This window comes from Mesorhizobium sp. M7D.F.Ca.US.004.03.1.1, assembly GCF_003998635.1.
GTDB lineage: Bacteria > Pseudomonadota > Alphaproteobacteria > Rhizobiales > Rhizobiaceae > Mesorhizobium > Mesorhizobium loti.
In genome coordinates this window covers 1-1,649 of sequence record NZ_RZQG01001153.1, presented here as the reverse complement: position 1 = coordinate 1,649, position 1,649 = coordinate 1, and the positions used below count along the sequence as shown (strand labels likewise).

Annotated in this window: 2 protein-coding genes; one reads left to right on the top strand and one right to left on the bottom strand. The window is 60.9% G+C overall.

Going from position 1 to position 1,649, the window contains the following annotated elements:
- A partial coding sequence (gene betI, locus EN935_RS35000) for a transcriptional regulator BetI (RefSeq protein ID WP_127374171.1) occupies positions 1–622 on the bottom strand: 622 nt, incomplete at its 3' end.
- A gap of 79 nt (positions 623–701) precedes the next feature.
- Here betI and choX point away from each other — a divergent pair.
- The gene (gene choX, locus EN935_RS34995; RefSeq protein ID WP_127263992.1) at positions 702–1,640 is read left to right on the top strand and encodes a choline ABC transporter substrate-binding protein; all 939 of its coding nucleotides are present in this window, start codon (positions 702–704) and stop codon (positions 1,638–1,640) included.
- Positions 1,641–1,649 lie beyond the last annotated feature (9 nt).

Genomic DNA, 1,649 nt, shown 5'->3' with positions numbered 1-1,649 from the left:
CAAGCTCCCGCAGGGCCAGCCGGCCCGCGATATAATTCTTGACCTGACGGACGGCCTGTTCGCGCGAGACGCTGCCCGGCTGCAGGCCGAGCCGCAGCCAAAGCCCATCGATCAGCGCGGTGACGCCAAGCGCGATGTCGTCGGCATCCGCCGGCGAGGCGAGGCCGCGCAGGCCCGACAACAGGTTAGAGCGCATGCGCGCATGGATCACTCTTTGGATACGGGCCATCTTCTCGTCGCGCGGCACCTCGGCGCAGAGCGACAACCAGGCATGGCACAGAGGCGGCTGGAACAGATGCTCCTCGAAATTGCCCTCGATCACCGCATCCATGCGCTCCATCGGGGTATGCGCCCGGCGAAGCCGCGCGATCACCGCTTGGCACAGGACGGCGTTGGCCTCGCGCATCGCGTGTTCGAACAATTCCTGCTTGTTGCGGAAATAGTGCAGCACGATGCCCTTGGAGGCGCCAGCCTGGGCCGCCACCTTTTCCAGTGTCGCGCCGGCAATGCCTTCGCGCTCCAGCACCGCGAAGGCCGCCTGCCGCAGCTCCTTGCGGCGTATCTCACTGAGGCGCTTGAGTTTCACGGGATCGGTCCATGCATCGCGAATCCACGTTGACATTTTCGCCCGCTTAGATCAAGAATTGACCCATGGGACAATAAAAAGACCAATTGGTCAATTTGACAATGAGGAGAACCGAATGTTCCGCATCCTTGCAAATGGCGTCTGTCTTGCTGCCCTCATGTTGGCCTCTCATGCGGCCCAGGCGGCCGAAGCCGAGCAGTGCAGCACTGTGCGCATGGCCGAACCCGGTTGGAACGACCTTGCCTTCACCACGGGGGTCGCCAACGTCCTTTTGCAGGCGCTCGGCTATCAGCCGCAAAGCCAGGTACTCGGTATCAACGTCATCTACGAGGGCATGAAGAACAGGGATCTCGACCTGTTCCTGGGCTACTGGGATCCGGCCATGGTCACCTATTACGAGCCTTACAAGAAGGACGGCTCGATCGAGAATGTGCGCGTCAATCTCGTAGGCGCCAAATACACATTCGCCGTGCCGACCTATGTCTGGGATGCCGGCGTTAAGGACATCTCCGACCTGCACAAGTTCGCCGACAAGTTCGGCAAGAAAATGTACGGCATCGAGCCCGGCTCTAACCAATTGATGATGGACGCCATCGCCGATCCCACCTTTGGCCTGGACGGCTGGCAGGTGGTCGAGTCCAGCGAAGCTGGCATGCTTTCGGAGGTCGGCTACGAGATCAAGGAAAAGCAGTTCATCGTCTTTCAGGGCTGGGCGCCGCATCCGATGAACACGATGTACGACTTCAAGTACCTGACCGGTGGCGACAAGTTCTTCGGCCCGAACTTCGGCGCCGCGACGGTGACGACGCAGGTGCGCAAGGGCTATCTGCAGCAATGCCCGAACGTCGCGCAGTTCTTGAAGAACCTCGCCTTCGACATCGATTTCGAGAATGTCGGCATGGGCTATCTGATCAATGATGGCATGAAGCCGGAGGACGGGGCGCTGAAGGCAATCACGCTCAACAAGAACCGCCTCGACGCCTGGCTCGCCGGCGTCACCACTTTCGACGGCAAGCCGGGCCTTGCCGCGGTCAAGGAAAAGCTCGGCCTGTGAGACCGGCGG

What these genes read in the sequence shown, in the direction of transcription:
- choX (WP_127263992.1), top strand. Translation starts at nt 702, where the DNA reads ATGTTCCGCATCCTTGCAAATGGCGTCTGTCTTGCTGCCCTCATGTTG.